The organism is Bradyrhizobium sp. B120 (assembly GCF_049075665.1).
Lineage (GTDB): Bacteria > Pseudomonadota > Alphaproteobacteria > Rhizobiales > Xanthobacteraceae > Bradyrhizobium.
Genome location: NZ_CP185242.1, coordinates 1,520,452 through 1,536,058, shown reverse-complemented (window position 1 = coordinate 1,536,058; position 15,607 = coordinate 1,520,452). Strand labels below are relative to the sequence as shown.

Annotated in this window: 16 protein-coding genes and 1 tRNA gene; 7 read left to right on the top strand and 10 right to left on the bottom strand. The window is 59.6% G+C overall.

Features of this window, described 5'->3' with window-relative positions:
* Nucleotides 1-4 precede the first annotated feature (4 nt).
* Genes ACOIX3_RS07355 through ACOIX3_RS07335 form a run of 5 tightly spaced genes read right to left on the bottom strand, consistent with a single transcriptional unit; the run spans nt 5 to nt 3,608 of the window.
* Nucleotides 5-445 (bottom strand): nuclear transport factor 2 family protein, encoded by a 441-nt coding sequence (locus ACOIX3_RS07355; protein WP_420969089.1) that lies wholly within the window; start codon nt 443-445, stop codon nt 5-7.
* A gap of 42 nt (nt 446-487) precedes the next feature.
* Nucleotides 488-1,792 (bottom strand): NADH:flavin oxidoreductase/NADH oxidase family protein, encoded by a 1,305-nt coding sequence (locus tag ACOIX3_RS07350; RefSeq protein WP_420969088.1) that lies wholly within the window; start codon nt 1,790-1,792, stop codon nt 488-490.
* Entirely contained in the window at nt 1,789-2,481 is a 693-nt protein-coding gene (locus tag ACOIX3_RS07345; RefSeq protein ID WP_420969087.1) for a glutathione S-transferase family protein, read from the bottom strand. The genes ACOIX3_RS07350 and ACOIX3_RS07345 overlap by 4 nt, the downstream gene beginning before the upstream one ends.
* The gene (locus ACOIX3_RS07340) at nt 2,478-3,014 is read right to left on the bottom strand and encodes a nuclear transport factor 2 family protein (RefSeq protein WP_420969086.1); all 537 of its coding nucleotides are present in this window, start codon (nt 3,012-3,014) and stop codon (nt 2,478-2,480) included. Before ACOIX3_RS07340 ends, ACOIX3_RS07345 begins: the two co-directional genes overlap by 4 nt.
* A gap of 15 nt (nt 3,015-3,029) precedes the next feature.
* Entirely contained in the window at nt 3,030-3,608 is a 579-nt protein-coding gene (locus tag ACOIX3_RS07335) for a TetR/AcrR family transcriptional regulator (RefSeq protein WP_420969085.1), read from the bottom strand.
* A 335-nt stretch (nt 3,609-3,943) separates the two neighbouring features.
* Between ACOIX3_RS07335 and ACOIX3_RS07330 the strand changes: the two genes are divergently transcribed.
* Together ACOIX3_RS07330 and ACOIX3_RS07325 are read left to right on the top strand one after the other, a co-directional pair.
* Nucleotides 3,944-4,828 carry an acyl-CoA thioesterase gene (locus ACOIX3_RS07330; RefSeq protein ID WP_420969084.1) on the top strand — a complete coding sequence of 295 codons (885 nt, stop codon included), beginning with the start codon at nt 3,944-3,946 and terminating at the stop codon, nt 4,826-4,828.
* A gap of 79 nt (nt 4,829-4,907) precedes the next feature.
* Complete coding sequence (locus tag ACOIX3_RS07325; protein WP_420969083.1) at nt 4,908-5,561, top strand: TetR/AcrR family transcriptional regulator; 654 nt, start codon at nt 4,908-4,910, stop codon at nt 5,559-5,561.
* Nucleotides 5,562-5,881: 320 nt separating this feature from the next.
* Here the strand turns inward: ACOIX3_RS07325 and ACOIX3_RS07320 are convergent, their stop codons facing one another.
* The 4 genes from ACOIX3_RS07320 to ACOIX3_RS07305 form a co-directional block, all read right to left on the bottom strand.
* Nucleotides 5,882-6,262, bottom strand: coding sequence for a cupin domain-containing protein (locus ACOIX3_RS07320; protein WP_420969082.1), 381 nt, complete (start codon nt 6,260-6,262; stop codon nt 5,882-5,884).
* A gap of 128 nt (nt 6,263-6,390) precedes the next feature.
* Entirely contained in the window at nt 6,391-6,846 is a 456-nt protein-coding gene (locus ACOIX3_RS07315) for a DUF3237 domain-containing protein (protein WP_420969081.1), read from the bottom strand.
* A gap of 235 nt (nt 6,847-7,081) precedes the next feature.
* Nucleotides 7,082-8,185 (bottom strand): alkene reductase, encoded by a 1,104-nt coding sequence (locus ACOIX3_RS07310; RefSeq protein WP_420969080.1) that lies wholly within the window; start codon nt 8,183-8,185, stop codon nt 7,082-7,084.
* 71 nt (nt 8,186-8,256) lie between these two features.
* Nucleotides 8,257-8,835: a TetR family transcriptional regulator C-terminal domain-containing protein gene (locus ACOIX3_RS07305; protein ID WP_420969079.1), complete on the bottom strand. Its 579-nt coding sequence runs from the start codon at nt 8,833-8,835 to the stop codon at nt 8,257-8,259.
* 209 nt (nt 8,836-9,044) lie between these two features.
* Here ACOIX3_RS07305 and ACOIX3_RS07300 point away from each other — a divergent pair, with 209 nt between their 5' ends.
* From ACOIX3_RS07300 to ACOIX3_RS07290, 3 genes are all read left to right on the top strand, one after another.
* Nucleotides 9,045-9,974, top strand: a complete 930-nt coding sequence (locus ACOIX3_RS07300) for an NADP-dependent oxidoreductase (protein ID WP_420969078.1) — start codon at nt 9,045-9,047, stop codon at nt 9,972-9,974.
* A gap of 541 nt (nt 9,975-10,515) precedes the next feature.
* Nucleotides 10,516-10,725, top strand: a complete 210-nt coding sequence (locus tag ACOIX3_RS07295) for a hypothetical protein (RefSeq protein WP_420969077.1) — start codon at nt 10,516-10,518, stop codon at nt 10,723-10,725.
* Between the two features lie 127 nt (nt 10,726-10,852).
* Nucleotides 10,853-11,764 (top strand): DMT family transporter, encoded by a 912-nt coding sequence (locus ACOIX3_RS07290; protein WP_420969076.1) that lies wholly within the window; start codon nt 10,853-10,855, stop codon nt 11,762-11,764.
* A 417-nt stretch (nt 11,765-12,181) separates the two neighbouring features.
* Here ACOIX3_RS07290 and ACOIX3_RS07285 read toward each other — a convergent pair.
* Nucleotides 12,182-12,256: transfer RNA gene (locus tag ACOIX3_RS07285), tRNA-Glu, on the bottom strand.
* Between the two features lie 510 nt (nt 12,257-12,766).
* Between ACOIX3_RS07285 and ACOIX3_RS07280 the strand changes: the two genes are divergently transcribed.
* Together ACOIX3_RS07280 and ACOIX3_RS07275 are read left to right on the top strand one after the other, a co-directional pair.
* The gene (locus ACOIX3_RS07280) at nt 12,767-13,219 is read left to right on the top strand and encodes a (2Fe-2S)-binding protein (protein WP_092124185.1); all 453 of its coding nucleotides are present in this window, start codon (nt 12,767-12,769) and stop codon (nt 13,217-13,219) included.
* A 1-nt stretch (nt 13,220) separates the two neighbouring features.
* Nucleotides 13,221-15,548: a molybdopterin cofactor-binding domain-containing protein gene (locus ACOIX3_RS07275; RefSeq protein ID WP_420969075.1), complete on the top strand. Its 2,328-nt coding sequence runs from the start codon at nt 13,221-13,223 to the stop codon at nt 15,546-15,548.
* Nucleotides 15,549-15,607: the final 59 nt, after the last annotated feature.

The following is a 15,607-nucleotide window of genomic DNA, read 5'->3' as shown; positions in this document are numbered from 1 at the left end:
CGCGTCAGGCACCCAGGGAACGGGCTTTCTGCACCTGGACGAGATCGATGAACGTATCCTTGCGGATAACGAGGCCCTGCGCATCGACATCAACGACATCTAGACAATCGAAGCTCACGGGTTTCAGCAAGCCGTCCGCCCCACGGAGTTCTGCAGTGGCAGTCCAGTCGAGAACCCATTGACGCTCGGTGAACAAGGTTCGGTGTACCGTGAACCCGAAATTCGGCCACTGCTCGAAGAAACCCGCAAACGTCGTGCCGATCGCCTCCCGGCCCTGAACCGCCTTGGTGCCGGTATGGAGCCAGAATGTCCCGTCGGTTGCATGGTTCTCCGCGATAGCTGCAATATCGCGGGTTGCGAAAGTTGCGACGTAATGCTCGTAGATCTCGCGAATATCGCTCGAGCGATCCTTTATGGGATTTTTCAATGTTTGTGTCTGTGTCATCCGTTTTCTCCCTGCTGTTGTCTTCGTTTCAAAGTTCAGGTGTCAGGCTGCTGACCTCGGCGAGCTTCGCGGCGATTGTTCGCCACTCGCGCGTTGGGCCAATGCGAGGAACACGTCCGTCGGCTGGGCGGGATGCTTCCGTAGATAGCGTCTCCGCCTTCCGCGAAAGCCGAGTTCCTCCCAAAGCATCCGATATAGCGACAATTTCGGTGAGGAATTCAGCCTGGGCTTCTTTCCGTCGGCGATGCGAACGAGCTGCTCGCGCGACCAGAGGAGTTCAAGCAGGTTAGCCCGCGGCGGCGGCGGCAGCTTCAACGAGAACTTCGCCGCCTCTTTCGCATCGCCACGTAATAGGCGTCCCGGAAGGTCGGGATCGATGACAAGTGGACGCGCCATACCTACGAGATCGCAAAGGCCCGACTCGACCACTTCGCGCATGATCTTCGCGCTTCGCATGCCGCCGGTAAGGATCAACGGTATACGCGTCGCCGCACGGACCCGACGCGCATATGTAGCGAAGTAGGCTTCGGATGCTCCGCCCTCTTCTGCCTCGCCAAAGCCAAACGAAACTGCCCGCTCGTGGGTACCCCCGGACAATTCAATGAAATCGACGCCGAGCGGATCCAGCATGCGTGCCACCAGGATCGCGTCCTCCGGCTCAAGCCCCCCCTTGATGAAATCGCCGACGTTGAGTTTGACGCCCACGGCGAAGTTGCTGGACACCGCCGCGCGAACGGATTTAACCACCCTAACGAGGATCCTGGCCCGGTTGGCAATTGAACCACCCCAGCTATCCGTGCGCCTGTTGACCTTGGGTGAGAGAAACTGGCTGATCAGATAGCCATGAGCAGCGTGGATCTCGACGCCATCAAAGCCCGCCTTTTCTGCAAGCGATGCGGCAAATGCAAATCGACCGATGACTTCCTCTATTTCGATCTCGGTCATCGCGCGGGGCGTTGAGAAGAATTTTCCCAAATTGAGCGGAACGGCAGATGGCGCGATCGAAGTGTCCGCAACGGATGACGGGGTTTGACGGCCGGCATGATTGATCTGCATGATCATGCGAGCTCCGGTAGATTTTCCGGCTGCGGCCCAACGTCGGAGATGAACAAGGCCGCTGTCGTCTTCGATAAACACGTTCCCCGGCGCCTCGAGATAGCGCGGGTCTACCACGACATTCCCGGTTATGAGCATGCCGGCGCCTCCTTCAGCGAAGCGCTTGAATAGCTCCGCGTGCCGCGAGGATGCATGGCCATCGACTCCGGCGAATTTTTCCGTCATCGCGGCTTTCACCATGCGATTGGGAATTGTTAGGCCGCACGGTAAGGTCAAGTTTGATGCGATCATGTTGAATTCCGATCCTTCGACGCGAGTGCTGTGGGGATTTCGGCAAAGGCTGGCGCTTCAAGCCCTTTGCCCCGCAGGAAGCTGCTCATGGGGGCAAGTACATGCTGAACCGCGCTTCGCGCACTGACATCACGTCGCCACCTATCGAATCGTCGATGACGAGGTTCGATGTCAGCGCCGAGCCGAACCGCGAAATAGTGCGCCATAATGAGGGCAATATCCGCATAGGAATAACTGCCCGCGACAAAGTTGTTCACCGCGAGAATGTCCTCAGCGTAATCGTAGAACCTTGACGCTGCATCCCGAGCCGCGACTGCTTCGCTGCTGTCGGGCGACGTCCGTTGCCCCATTGGCTTGATGATGTTGGGAAAGAACACTTCATCCGATTTGAGCTCGAGCAGACGCGCACGCGCCCGCATTTGCGGATCGGCAGGCCAAAGAGCAGGATCGGGGAATCGATCCTCCAGGTACTCGAAGATCTGCGTTGAATCGAAGATCTCAAGTTCGCCGTCGACGAGAACCGGCACTTGCCCCTTGGGATTTATCCTGAGGACCTCCGGATGCTTCGGATCATATCCCTTTCGGAAACCGAATGGGACGAGCTCAACGACGCACTCGATACCCTTTTCAGCGACTGCGATTTGCGCCTTCGCGCCAAACATGCTGAGCGGACCGGAATACAGCCTCATGACGCACCCCGCTGCCGCGGTTTACGCATTCGCCGGAATTGTCGGAAGGCTGCGAAGTTACGAAAGAAGGCGCCGCGGATCACGGACGGGTCAAAGAACGCCACGCGCTCCACAGCCTCACCTGCCCGAAACGTAATGCGATCAACGTCATGCCAGGAGACCTGGTGGCCTCCAATCGTGGCGCGAAACGTCAGCTCTATGAAAAGCGTGTTTCCGGACGCGCTCCAGTGATGAATGTCCGCCCTCAGGTCAGGCATGCCGCGCAATGCGCTTTCAAAGCCCTTTCGTGCCGCGACCTTTCCTCGTGACATCGGAGGCTTGATCGGCGCTTTCAACACCACGTCGTCGCTGAGCAAACCAAGCAATCGCTCGAGCCGCTCATTGGGATTATCCCAAACGTAGGTGAAGGCCTCGACCCATGAGGCTATAGCGCTGCGTTCGCCGGTTCGAACGTCAACAATAACTCCGCTCAATTCAGCTGTTTCAGCATTAGAACGATCGGTCGTGCTTTTATTGAGCGACACGTTTGCCATGGCCTTACCTTGACCTCACCCAGTTATGTTGCCGAAGGCCGCAACTGCGCGAGCACGACAACCTCGTTCGCCCAGAAGTTTTAGTGAAGTTTGAAACGCGAGGGCGGCACCAATCAGCTCGAAAGCAACCTGTTCAGGATCCGCATGGCGACGTATTTCCTTTTTCTCCATCGCTACGCGAATTGCGGCAGAAAGCCCTGCGCGCCATTCCCGTTGCGACCGAACAAGCAGATTGCGGATGGCGCCGGGTCGATCGTCAAATTCCTGGACGAAGGTGACGAACGGACAGCCCCCAGACTCCCCCTCGCCGGCTATCCAATCCAGGTAATTTTCAAAGAGAGCTCGAACGCGGGAAAGCCCAGCAGGCTTCTTAAGGGCTGGTTCGACCACGAGCCCCATAAACCGCTCCACGGCCTCCGCCAGGACCGCCAGCTGGAGGCTTTCCTTTGACTTGAAGTGTGCGAATAACCCCGATTTTGAAAGCCCGACATCCTCGGCAAGGTTGCCCAGCGAGACGCCTTCCAGTCCCAGCCGGATGGACTGGTTAAGAGCTGCGTCAACGATTGTCTGTCGGGTCGATTGTCCTTTGCTCATGTCAGCGTAAATAGCACGATCGGTCGTAATGTAAAGTCCCGTTTCCGGCTTGCCGCAATTAAGCTTGTCGAGACGCTCGCCCCAAAAAACTGGACGCAGTTCCTCTGAACCGCCGCCACGGCCTTGGGAGAGCCCCGATTTTCAATCATCGCGTTTAGCTGACAGGAAGCGCCATACGACGCGGCGGACCAAACGACTCGACGGCTAACACAAGGCCCAGGGACGCCTGCCAACGGAAGGTCGCAACACGTCTTCCGCAATCGAAACGACACTTGCCCGCGCGTCGCCCAGAGCTGTTACCGAGGTCGCGCGACGATGCACCGATATGTTTCCGCTTGAAGAATAGCACGACCGGTCGTAATGTAAAAACGAAAATCCGGAAAGTAGAGTGGTCTTTGATGATGATGTCGCAATTCGATCGGGCTGTTGGCATCTCGTTACAACCCAACGGTCTGTGGACCGCCTATGTGCATCCCGCATTCTTGATGGGCGCTGGCGCGTTCGGCGGTTGGCTTTTGGCCATCGCTACACGCGCGATCCTCGCTTCCGCAGGTGCCGGGATGCATCCGAAAAGCTTGAGCGCCGAATTTGTAGCCGCGGCGCCGGTGAACTCGCTGGTAACAATAGGACTGCAGCTGCTGAGAAGCACCTGGGCCTCCGAACGTTGGCGAGCCCAACTGCATTTGGCAGATGGAACGCTGGTTGCCGACATCACGATGCTTCTTTCCAGAATGCACAATGATGCTGGCTTCGAAGTGGTGACAATGCCAGCAGTCGCTCGACCTTCCGAGCTCGGAGCACTGCCAGACGATCAGTTTCCGGGGACTTGGGTCGGCTCATATGAGATGCGTCACGCTCTTGGGATGCCTCGAGAGAGTGCTGACGGACGAAGTCTCGTATGGACGCGCCTTGCGGACGAGCAGCCCATGGACTTCGAGCGATTGACCGCGCTGACAGACGCGTCGATCGCGCGCAGCTATTACCGCCCTCCTCCTCACCCCTCGATCGCAACCGTCAGCCTATCGGCACACTATCATTGCACTCCGGATGCACTGGAAGAGTTGGGCGATGCCTTCTTGCTGGTGGAAGCCTTCACAAATATCGGCAGGAACGGGTATTTCGATCAGGACGCGCGGATCTGGTCACCCGACGGATGTCTGTTGGCGACCTCTCGCCAACTCGTCCGCGCCCGCTCCGTCAGGGAGACCGGCCCGCCCTGAAGCCGCTCGCATCCACGTGCATTCTGCGGAGCCGATTTGATCCATAGCAAGAGGCCGGCAAGCGCGAGAGTTTTCGCCAATGAAACAGAGTATTCCTCCGCCTCCGTCTGCGCGCCGGGGCGATGCGCAACCGTCACCCTCACGAGGTCGTCCTCGTGCCTATGATTCCGAACTTGTTCTAGAGAAGATCACGGCGCTGTTTTGGCAGAAAGGCTACGAAGCCACGTCGCTTGACGACATTAGCCTGGCGGCCGGAATGAAGCGCCCTAGCCTCTATCTGGCCTTTGGCAATAAAGAGGACATGTACCTCCTGGCTTTAAGAAGGTACCACACGCTCGTCAGGAATGCGGTAATCGACGAACTTGATCGGCGCTCCGATATTGGGGTCGTACTGCGTTGCATTTACCAACGCATATTGTCGATTTACCGGTCAGACGCGAAAGCACGTGGTTGCTTTACAATTGCCTCTCTCTCCCAGGAACTCGCGGCCAGCGCAGCAATTCAGACAGAGATCAGGGAATTTCACCAACAAATGGGCAAGCTGCTTTTCACGCGGATAGCGACTGCGTTCGAAAATGGTCAATTGAAGACCGGCATTACTCCGGCTATCGCAGTGGATCTGATCGTTGCGACGCAACATACGATCGCCGTTCGCTCTCGCGTAGAGACAGCAGACCACCTCACGGAGATATTCGATAATCTCATCGGCCTGATCTGTTCACAGCCAAATTGACGACGGCCAAGACAGGAGCCGGGGGACGGTTGGCCGGCCAGCATGCATCGGCTGTGTCCACACCTCTCGGGGACAGGCGCCACCTGTCCCGGCAACATCACAACCATTCAGAGATCGTCATGCCGTCTGGATCTTCAGACCGACGGCTCCGATTACAATAAGTGCGATGCCAGGAGCGGAAGCTGCGCCTCGGCGACGGAGTGGCCCGCATCGCGCTCGGCTCGTCAGTTCGCCCATCCGCCTCACGATCGACCAGGCGATAGGACACGTTCCTCCTCGTCGAGAAGGGGCAACTTCTCACAAGTGCTCGACGTACCCGATCAGGCATCGCCAGTTGGCACGATTGCGGCGGTCTCGACCATCAAGATCACGCTCCTTTCGGGCGCGCGGGTGCGATGCAACACTCCCTTCGGCACCGTGAGACCCTGATTGGGCAGCAACTCGATTGAGCGTCCCTCAAGATCGATAATGAAACGACCGTTGAGGACGAAGAAGAACTCGTCGTCATGATCGTGCTTGTGCCAATGGTATTCACCTTGCATGACGCCGAGGCGGATAACGGATTCATTCACCTTGCATAGGGTCTGATTGTACCATCGATCGGTGACCGTCTTCGCTAGCGAAGAAACGTCGATCAATGTCAGTGGATCGAACTTGATGTCCAGATGAGTGGCATATGGGTAGGCCGCTGTCTCAGCCATCTCGGTGTCTCCTCGGTTTCTACATCCCCAATGCTTTCAGGCTGCGATTTGAACGGCTTTCATGCTGCTTCGTCCCTCGTAATTGGCCGGCGCCGAACTGCAGAGGATCAGTTTGCGTCGGGTAGCAGCTAGGAAAGTTGAAAGAAGGCGTACGAGAGAATGCGGGACTGCGGATCGAACAGCCCCTTCCCGACTGCCTGAACCGCATTGAGCCAGGCGTAGCGGACGTCTTCCGTCTCAAAGCGGGGAGCCACGTACAAGCGGTGCGGACCGCCGTCGAGTGCGTATTGGATGCGGCCATTGTACTGGACAAAAATCAGAGCACCGTCATCGGTTTCCATCGTGCAACGCGCATCGGCAGCGCCCAGCCTCCCGTCTGAGGACACGGTCACCCAGTCAGCCGCGGCGCGGCCCCTGAGCGAAGCGTTCAACCTGTCGCCGGAGTAGCGCATGGTCTCCACTTCGAGGATCGCCCGCGTCCCGAAAGGCGCCGGCAAGACGACGCGATCGCCAAGCGTCGCGCGGACCAAACACAGCGGAACAAGCGATGCTACCAATTGCTGGTCCAGCGTTGAATTTGACATGTAACCCTCCAGGGCCCGTAACAGAGAGGCAGCAGCCATTGCAGCCGCCGCCAGAATTTCGGGGAGTCCTAGCGCGCATCGATTATTTCGCCGAAACCGACCCAACTGTGACCATCGAACCGCATCCGCTCGATCGGCAGATAGTCCGTCGGACTGGTATTTGCCTTTATCCCGGGGATCAGCATGGGAAATTCGACATCCCTTGAGCCAGTCGCCTGTCGCAACTGCCAGACCATCAACGATCGAGCTTGGTGTAGTCGGTGTACCCCGCCTCACCCCCGCCGTAGAATGTTGATCGATCATGCGGTGAGAGCGGTCCATCAACTTCAAAGCGACGCGGAAGATCCGGATTTGCCAAGAACAAGCGACCGAATGCGACCGCGTCCGCCAGGCCGCTTTCGATTGCCGCCTCCGCTGTCGCCTTCGTAAAACAGCCTGCGGCGATGAGCGGGCCATTGAATGCACTTCGAAAGATACTGGACGTCAGGGGAGCTGCATGATTGAGGTCATCGCTTCCTGTCACCCCGCTCGCGCGCGGTTCGATAAGGTGCAGATAGGCAGACTGGCGGCTTGAAAGCTTCCCGATTACATCGGTGAATAGAGCCTCGGGGTTGCTGTCTCGAATATCGGCGTAGGAGCCGAACGGCGACAACCGAACGCCAACGCGTCCATTGCCCCAAATGGCGATGGCAGCATCGACGACCTCAAGCAGCAACCGCGATCGATTTTCTATGCTGCCGCCATAGCGATCCGAGCGCTGATTGGTGCCGTCTTGAAGAAACTGGTCAAGCAAATACCCGTTGGCCCCGTGGATCTCAACGCCATCAAAGTTGGCTTTCAAGGCGTTGCTGGCCGCCAAACGATAGTCTTCAATCGTCTCCCAGATCTCGCCGATTGATAGCTCATGGGGCGTTTCAAACGGAACACGTTGCCAATTTGAATTCAACGCGTTGCCGGCAGGCCTGAGCGGCGATGGTGCGACCGGCCGACGACCGTTCGGCAGATGAGACGAGTGGGATATCCGACCAACATGCCAGAGCTGAAGCACGATCCTGCCTCCGTTGGCGTGAACGGCATCCGTCACGCGCCTCCAGGCAGCCACCTGCTCGGCCGAATAGATCCCTGGCGTTGCCGGAAATCCCTGTCCTGTTGGAGAAATTTGAGTGGCTTCGGTGATAATGAGGCCGCCGACGCTCGCCCGTTGTCGGTAGTATTCGACATTCAGTTCGGCGGGCGTATTTCCCGGCTGCCGAGCTCGCATGCGCGTCAAAGGGGCCATCACCACCCGATGCGCCAGGTCAATGTCTCCGAGCTTCAGCGGCGATAGCAAGGAAGGCATTTGCGGCTCCATAGTTGACCGGTCGGTTCTATCTCTCTCGCACGCAAAAGTTCACGCGCGTTGACATGAATCTAGATCAGGATCTTGGTGGTCATGACCGCGAGAAACTGGTCCAGCGCCTTGCTGTCCTTCTCCACCTTGGCTCTCAAGGCGGCCCCCTCCCACGAATTCAGGAGGTAGGATGCGATCATCGCGGCATCGAGGTCGCTCGACATATCACCACGCGTCTGGGCCTCCTGCACACAGAGCTCAACGGCGCGAGTCCAGCCGGCAAATACGGTCGACAGCCGTACCCGCATCGCGGGGCTCTGATCGGCCATTTCCGCGCTGGCGTTACCGATGAAGCACCCCTTCTGGTATTTCCAGCCCTTCAGCGTCTCAGCCAGGGATTCGAAATATCGCCGCAGCCGATCGATCGGCGGATGACTCGCATCTGTCAAAATGGAGAGCCGGGGGCCAAAGCCGCCCCAGTACCGGTCAATTGCGTCGAGGCCGAGCGCCTCCTTGCTATCGAAATGGTGATAAAACGAGCCCTTCGGAACTCCGGCGGCATCGACGATGTCTTGCACGCTCGATCCGTTGAACCCATTGCGATGCAGGGTTTCAAGACCGACGGCACTCAGCTTTTCACGAATATCTTGCTTCGCCATGCGCGAGATATGACCGGTTGGCTCATAGCTGTCAACGCAGGATCCCGCTAAACTCCGCGCATATTTTGGACTTTCGTGAGCGGTTGACAATTTAGAACCGACCGGTCATATCTAACGTGACCGTAACGTCGGAGTCCTCCGTGACCAGAAATCGTCGTGTCCTGTTAAGAGCCCGGCCCCAGGGAATGCCCAAACCTTCGGACTTTGAGATGCGGGAATTCGAGCTTCCTGGCCTTCAGGAAGGAGAGGTGCTGGTCAAGAACCGGTTTCTCTCGCTCGATCCCTACATGCGCGGTCAAATGGACGGCGGTGAGTCGTATATCCAGGCCATCAACCCTGGCGAAGTGATGAACGGTCACACGATCGGCGAGATCGTGGATTCCAAGGACCCCCGCTTCGCGGTCGGAGAGCTTGTCTGGGGACCTGGGCATTGGCAGGACTTCGTCGCGCTGAAATCGCCGCCTGTTCGGAAGATCGACCCAAAGCTCGCGCCGTTGCCCGCTTGGCTCGGGCCCATGGGGCTTCCCGGGTGGACGGCATATGTTGGGCTACTTGACCTGGCAAATCCTACGCCCGGTGAAACAGTTGTGGTCTCTTCCGCGGCAGGCGCGGTTGGGGCGCTCACGGGCCAGATTGCAAACATGAAAGGCTTGCGAGCGATCGGAATCGCTGGCGGCCCCGACAAATGCAGGTACGCGGTCGAGGAACTGGGATACGCGGCTTGCGTCGATTACAAGGCTTCAGACTTCAGAGATGCGCTCGCCGCCGCCTGCCCCAACGGCATCGATATCGATTTCGAGAATGTCGGTGGCGAAATTCTCGACGCGATCTGGCCGCTGCTCAATCGCGGTGCGCGCGTGATCATCTGCGGACTGATGGCGCAATACAACCTGACCAAACCCCACGCAGGTCCCGATCTTACAGTGGCCCTGAAGAAGCGGCTCAATATACGCGGCTTCATCATTGCAGATCATTTCCCTCGGCTCCCCGCTGCCATCGGCGAAATGGCGGGCTGGCTCGGAGAAGGCAAGATCAAATACAAAGTCGATGTCAGTGCAGGATTGGAGAATTCTCCGGACGCATTCATCGGGATGCTCCAAGGCAAGAACTTTGGAAAGACCATCGTGCAGATCAGCTGAAACCTGCGGTGCCAGAGGCGGCCGATTCAACCCGAGGACTGATATGTCGGAGGCCACACAGAAAATACATGTGCGGCAGCGGGCTGACGTGATTGAGGTCGCGCTATCCGATGCATCCGCCACGCAAATCGCGAAGACGCGGGTGCATCAGGAGATTAACACTCGTCCGGTTGATACGCTCAAACAGTCCTCGCCGAAGGACGGCCCCAATGTCTGGATTATCATGAACGAAATAGCCGAAGGTCACTGGGGTGCGGGCATTACACTCACGTTACGACGAATGGCACTACGACGGAAGCCTCGCCTCAACGGCGCTCTGGCCGGCCTCGGAGGCTCCCAACTAAAGGAGACATCGAGCGTTGCAGCGCTAGGCCGGCTCTAGATCGAGGAATGCACACAAGCAGCGAAGGGATCAACCGTGACACTGGCAAGAATTTGGCGAACGGAGATTGATCCCACCCGGGCTGATGAATACCGGCAATTTGCACGAGATCATTCCTTGCCGATGTTTCGAAGGCACCGGGGTTGCCAGGGTGTACTCATGTTCTCTGACGGGGCACATTGCGTCGTGGTGACTCTCTGGAGTGAGCAGCGTTGGATCGATGCGCTGGACCACTCTGTGGATTATCAAAGCATAGTGAAGAGAATTTCGGCGACTGGTTTCCTGAGAGAGCGTCAATCAGTGGTGGTTATGGAAGCGCATCTTATCGACTTTGTTGGTGGCGAAATCTTCGCACATGGCAACGGGTGAGCGCGGATCGTTGCCTATGAATTTCATCGCCGAAGTCCGATGCGAAATAACAAAATGATCTGCGGCGCACCACGCGGATCGCACCACGTGGCCGGGCGCTGCCGCGTAATCCGACCTGGAAACTGATTTGGTCCTTTCCCCGAATATTCGCGGAAGCCTGCTGATGGCCGCTGCCATGGCAACCTTCAACATAAACGACGCGATCACCAAGGCGGTGTCGGCCGAGATGAATTTCGGCCAAGTGTTGCTGGTGCGCGGCTTGTTCGCGACTGTGCTGATCGCAGTGCTTGCATTGCATCAACGGGCGCTGCGGCCGCTACGCACGCTGATGATGAAGGCAGTCGTGCTGCGGGTGGCTGGTGAAGTCGGCGGAACGATATTATTGCTGGCGGCGATCGTGAACTTGCCTCTGGCCAATGCTACGGCGATCATTCAGGTGCTGCCACTCGCCATCACGCTCGGAGCAGCCCTGACGTTCGGTGAACCCGTCGGCTGGCGACGTTGGCTGGCGATCGCGGCCGGCTTTATCGGCGTTCTCGTTATCGTTCGGCCGGGGGTCGAGGGGTTCAACCAGTTTTCGCTGTTCGCGCTGTGTTCGGTCATCTTCTGCGCGATACGCGATCTCGCGACCAAGCGAATACCCGCGTCGATTCCATCGCTGTTCGTCACCCTGTTGACCACCATTAGCGTTGCCATTGCCGGGGGCGCCATACTTGTCCCGCTTGGCGGCTGGACGCCGCCATCCGGTCGCGCTCTCGCTCTGTTGGCGTTCGCCGCGGTTCTTATCTTGATCGGTTATCAGTGCATAATCATGGCGCTCCGAACAGGCGATATCTCGGCGGTGTCGCCGTTCCGCTATTCCGCGCTGCTCTGGGCCATGCTGCTTGGCTATCTTGTATTCGGCGACAGGCCCGACGCCATGATGGTGACGGGGGCGGCGATCATCGTGCTGTCCGGTCTCTATGCATTCTACCGCGAGCGCGTGCGCGCACGGCCAGTGGCGGCAAGTACAACAGGCCCACCGCCCGATGGGTTGTGATCATCCGACGTCCCGAGCGCGGCTTAGCTCAAGAGCAAAAATCAAAAGCCGTATCTGGGAGGGAAGTGTGACCTTGTTCGATATGTCGGGAAAAGTCGCTGTCATCACCGCTTCAACGTGGCGCAGCGCAGGCAAGCTTGTCTCTGTCATGGGCCGGCCTTGACCGACGACCACCGGCCACTGTGATAGCCGCTGTCGGGATTTTGGCTCCGCCGCTCGCGATCGTCCTGCTTTTGATCACGATCCGGATTCGGCGTCGAAGACCCCTCGCCAATTGCTGCGAAGATTGAGGCGCTCGACCCACCGGCGCCTAAGCAGATGAGGGAAATCCTGCCCGCATCGAAGAACCACGCCGATGCCGGCGAGCTCACGCTCCACAAAACGGACCGAGGACGGAGTTCGTGGTTCCGTTCCGAATGGCGCTCCCTAGGGGAATCGAACCCCTGTTTCAGCCTTGAGAGGGCCGCGTCCTAACCGCTAGACGAAGGGAGCGTTGAGGGGGAAGGCAATAGCCTCGAAATCGCCCCGCCGCAAGATGGCTTGTGCGCTGCGGCGGGGATTTTGTCATCCCATGCTTACCATGCCGTGCCGGCGATTTCGGCACCGGAGCAGCTCCGGAACGCCCCCTGCGCCCTGCGGGGCCACAGCGTGCCGATTTGTACGGACCGGCAATGCGGCCGCGCCGCGCGCATGATGGCCACCTGCGGATGTCATGTCTGCATCGTGCACGGCCCTGCTTTCGCCAAACGGAAATGCAAAACACCTGGCTGTGAAGTCACCCGACGGCCTGCCTCTGCTAACATCGCAGCTCTTCACCATGCTGCGCCGGGCAAGGCGCTCGAGACGCGAGAGGAGTGCTTGGAACAAAGCGCAAGCCCGCAGGCACGACAATTTGGCTCACGAATATCTTGGCAAAAACAAACATCAACGCGGCCGCAGGCCATGGAAGACGTTCCGCCCTGCCCGCACCGGTCAATAGCTTAAGCAGAGCGAGGACAGACCATGATCAAACTAAAAATCAACGGCCAGGAACAGAATTGGGACGGCGACCCGGATCTTTCGCTGCTGTGGTATCTGCGTGACGAAGCCGGCCTCACCGGCACCAAGTTCGGCTGCGGCCAGGCCCTGTGCGGCGCCTGCACCGTGATCATCGACAAGGAAGCGGTGCGCGCCTGCATCACCTCGGTGTCCGACGTCGCCGGCCGCGAGGTCACCACCATCGAGGGGTTGCACCCGACCGGCGACCATCCGGTGCAGAAGGCGTGGCGCCAGGTCAATGTTCCGCAGTGCGGCTACTGCCAGGCCGGCCAGATCATGCAGGCCGCGGCGCTGCTGGACCAGAACCCGAAGCCCAACCACGACCAGATTCGCGAAGCCATGTCGGGCAATATCTGCCGCTGCGGCTGCTACCAGCGGATCGAGAATGCCGTCCATCTCGCATCGACGGGGGTGTGACATGAATATCCGCACCAACATACCCACCAATTCTGGCAAGCTTCGCGGCTTCGAGAAGCACGTGAGGGTCGAGAACCTGTCGCGCCGCAGCATCCTGAAGGGTCTCGGCATCGCCGGCTCTTTCGTGCTCGCCGCGCCCGTGATGACACGCCAGGCGTTCGCCTATGAGACCGGCGCCGGCAAGATGCCGCACGGCGTCGTGGTCGATCCGCGCGTGTTCGTCGCGATCGCGCCCGACGGCGTCGTCACCATCCTGGCGCACCGCTCCGAGATGGGCACCGGCGTCCGCACCAGCGTGCCTCTGATCGTCGCCGAGGAAATGGAGGCCGACTGGTCGCGCGTCCATGTCCAGCAGGCGCATGGCGACGAGGTCAAGTTCGGCAACCAGGACACCGACGGCTCGCGCAGCACGCGGCACTACCTGATCCCGATGCGCCAGATCGGCGCCTCCGCGCGTTCAATGCTGGAAGCCGCCGCCGCCAAGAAATGGGGCGTGCCGGTGACCGAGGTGAAGGCGCAGAACCATGAAGTGGTCCACAGCGCGAGCGGACGCAAGATCGGTTTCGGCGATCTCGCGGCCGATGCCGCCAAGGAGTCGGTGCCTGATATCAAAGGCCTCAAGCTGAAGGACCCGAAGGACTTCCGCTATCTCGGCAAGGGCCAGGTCTCGATCGTCGACCTGCACGACATCACCACCGGCAAGGCGCATTACGGCGCCGATACAAGGCTGCCCGGCCTGAAATACGCTGTGATCGCCCGTCCGCCGGTCACCGGCGGCAAGGTCAAGTCGTTCGACGACAGCGCGGCGATGAAGGTCCCCGGCGTCGAGAAGGTGATGGAGGTCAAGGGCTGGCCCTGGCCGTCAAAATTCCAGCCGCTCGGCGGCGTGGCCGTGATCGCGCGCAACACCGGAGCCGCGATCAAGGGCCGCGACCAGCTGAAGATCGTCTGGGATGACGGCGCCAACGCCAAATACGACTCCGTCACGTATCGTGCTTCGCTGGAAGAGGCTGCGCGCAAGCCAGGCCTCGTAGTGCGCAAGGAAGGCGACGTCGATGCAGCCTTGAAGAGCGCCGACAAGGTGATAACAGGCGAATATTACCTGCCGCATCTCGCCCATGTCAGCATGGAGCCGCCGGTCGCGGTCGCCGACGTCAAGGGCGACAAGGCGGAGATCTGGGCCCCGGTACAGAGCCCCGGCGGCACCCGCGAGGACGTCGCCAAGACGCTCGGCATCCCCGAGGACAATGTCACCGTCAACGTGACGCTGCTCGGCGGCGGCTTCGGCCGCAAGTCGAAATGCGACTTCGCGCTCGAGGCGGCATTGCTGTCGAAGGAACTCGGCGCGCCGGTCAAGGTGCAATGGACCCGTGAGGACGACGTCCATCACGACTTCCTGCACACCGTCTCGGTGGAACGGATCGAGGCCGGTCTCGACAAGAGCGGCAAGGTGATTGCGTGGCGGCACCGCAGCGTGGCGCCGACCATCGCCTCGACCTTCGCCGCCGGCGCCAACCACGAAGCGCCCTTCGAGCTCGGCATGGGCCTGATCGACAACCCGTTCGAGATCGCCAATCTGCAGTGCGAGAATCCGGAAGCGGCCGCGTTCACGCGGATCGGCTGGTTCCGCTCGGTGTCCAATATCCCGCGCGCTTTCGCGGTGCAATCCATGGTCGGGGAAATCGCGCATGCGACGAACCGCGACCAGAAGGACATGCTGCTGGAGCTGATCGGATCGCCCCGGATCGTCAACCTGTCCTCGGTGAAGGATCCCTGGAACTACGGCGAGCCCTATGACAGCTACCCGATCGACACCGCGCGGCTGCGCAAGGTGGTCGAACTGGTCGCCGAGAAGGGCGAGTGGGGCCGGACCGTGCCGAAAGGCCATGGTCTCGGCATCGCCGTGCACCGTTCCTTCGTCAGCTACATCGCGACGATCGTCGAGGTGGCGGTCGACGACAAGGGCAAGCTCACGGTGCCGCGGGTCGACACCGCGATCGATTGCGGCACGTACGTGAACCCGGAGCGGATCGCCTCGCAGATCGAGGGCGCTGCGATCATGGGGCTGAGCCTCGCCAAATATGGCGAGATCAGCTTCAAGGACGGCAAGGTGCAGCAGAGCAATTTCGACGACTTCCCGGTGATCCGGATCGACGAGTCGCCTGCGATCACCAACGTCTACATCGTGCCGCCCGCAGCGGACACCCCGCCCAGCGGCGTCGGCGAACCCGGCGTGCCGCCGTTCGCACCGGCGCTGAGCAACGCGATCTTTGCCGCCACCGGAAAGCGCATCCGCGCGCTTCCGATCGGCAAGCAGCTGGAGACGTGAAGCAGGGCGGTAAGCGCAACTAGCAGAGACGCCCGCGGCTTGTTCGCGGGCGTTTTTCT

Coding starts and splice junctions, on each gene's coding strand:
- ACOIX3_RS07345 (WP_420969087.1), bottom strand. CDS start 2,481: ATGAGGCTGTATTCCGGTCCGCTCAGCATGTTTGGCGCGAAGGCGCAA.
- ACOIX3_RS07340 (WP_420969086.1), bottom strand. CDS start 3,014: ATGGCAAACGTGTCGCTCAATAAAAGCACGACCGATCGTTCTAATGCT.
- ACOIX3_RS07355 (WP_420969089.1), bottom strand. CDS start 445: ATGACACAGACACAAACATTGAAAAATCCCATAAAGGATCGCTCGAGC.
- ACOIX3_RS07275 (WP_420969075.1), top strand. CDS start 13,221: ATGAATATCCGCACCAACATACCCACCAATTCTGGCAAGCTTCGCGGC.
- ACOIX3_RS07300 (WP_420969078.1), top strand. CDS start 9,045: ATGCGGGAATTCGAGCTTCCTGGCCTTCAGGAAGGAGAGGTGCTGGTC.
- ACOIX3_RS07280 (WP_092124185.1), top strand. CDS start 12,767: ATGATCAAACTAAAAATCAACGGCCAGGAACAGAATTGGGACGGCGAC.
- ACOIX3_RS07350 (WP_420969088.1), bottom strand. CDS start 1,792: ATGATCGCATCAAACTTGACCTTACCGTGCGGCCTAACAATTCCCAAT.
- ACOIX3_RS07325 (WP_420969083.1), top strand. CDS start 4,908: ATGAAACAGAGTATTCCTCCGCCTCCGTCTGCGCGCCGGGGCGATGCG.
- ACOIX3_RS07295 (WP_420969077.1), top strand. CDS start 10,516: ATGTTCTCTGACGGGGCACATTGCGTCGTGGTGACTCTCTGGAGTGAG.
- ACOIX3_RS07315 (WP_420969081.1), bottom strand. CDS start 6,846: ATGTCAAATTCAACGCTGGACCAGCAATTGGTAGCATCGCTTGTTCCG.
- ACOIX3_RS07305 (WP_420969079.1), bottom strand. CDS start 8,835: ATGGCGAAGCAAGATATTCGTGAAAAGCTGAGTGCCGTCGGTCTTGAA.
- ACOIX3_RS07320 (WP_420969082.1), bottom strand. CDS start 6,262: ATGGCTGAGACAGCGGCCTACCCATATGCCACTCATCTGGACATCAAG.
- ACOIX3_RS07310 (WP_420969080.1), bottom strand. CDS start 8,185: ATGCCTTCCTTGCTATCGCCGCTGAAGCTCGGAGACATTGACCTGGCG.
- ACOIX3_RS07335 (WP_420969085.1), bottom strand. CDS start 3,608: ATGAGCAAAGGACAATCGACCCGACAGACAATCGTTGACGCAGCTCTT.